An 876-nucleotide genomic window follows, 5' to 3' on the forward strand; every position below is an offset into this window, starting at 1 on the left:
GCCAACAGGAATACGGCGTTTTTCCCGCTTTAACTTTGTCGCACTCGCAGACGGTTCCCAACCCAGATCACCCAAAGCAACCGATACGATGTTGGCTTCGAGCCCCGAGTTTGTCGCGTTAAACACGGCGGTGATGCCTGCTTGTGTAATAACGGGTTTAAATGCTGAACTCATTACAGCTCCATACTCATTCTAGTAACCGAATGACCTTGATTAATGCCTCCAATATTGAGGTCACCATCTAGTCCGGCCCCAAGGTAAATGAACTCGCCATCTACCCGCTTTATTGCGAGGGATTGTTGAACTACGCCAATACCAAAATCGCCACCGAACAAAACACCGACTTTAAAATCGTAATGACTTCGGACTGGCTTTGAGTAATCAATGGCTCGCTTTAATGCATCGTAATAGGCCTCGGTCAACACCGGTTCGTGATCGTCACGGAAGTTTTCGCCAGCCCAAGCCATCACCGAGAAAGTATGCGGTGTGCTTTTTGTCTCGAACCATTCGCTTAACTCAACTTGAACACCGAACACGGCCATCGCTTTTTTCACCGCTGACACAGTGCCTTTGCGGCGATGAATTTCGATGCTATTAGCGATTTGCTGCCGCTTAACAGACGTTGGCCATGCACTATTCCAATTGTCGACGGACAACGACCATGCCAGCCAAGGCAATAAGTTTTCAGGGCATAGAAACGGATCCCATAAATGGTTGATATTAACTGGCAGGTTGCAGCTTCGCTTGGTTACCAGCGAAAGGTTTCGCTCAGTTTGTGTTGCATTGAAAGGCAATAAAGACTCATTCATCCACGCCCCCTAGTGTCACTTCAACCGATTGACACCAAGCCGCCTCTTGATTGACCACCTGAATAGT

2 protein-coding genes are annotated in these 876 nt (G+C 48.2%); both read right to left on the reverse strand.

Annotation, left to right across the window (positions count from 1 at the left end):
* On the reverse strand, positions 1-174 hold a 174-nt coding region (locus A3766_RS32820), incomplete at its 3' end, for a phage tail protein (RefSeq protein WP_197479805.1).
* Positions 174-809 (reverse strand): phage tail protein I, encoded by a 636-nt coding sequence (locus tag A3766_RS27820; RefSeq protein WP_068642715.1) that lies wholly within the window; start codon positions 807-809, stop codon positions 174-176. The genes A3766_RS32820 and A3766_RS27820, both read right to left, overlap by 1 nt.
* Positions 810-876 lie beyond the last annotated feature (67 nt).

The organism is Oleiphilus sp. HI0132 (assembly GCF_001635845.1).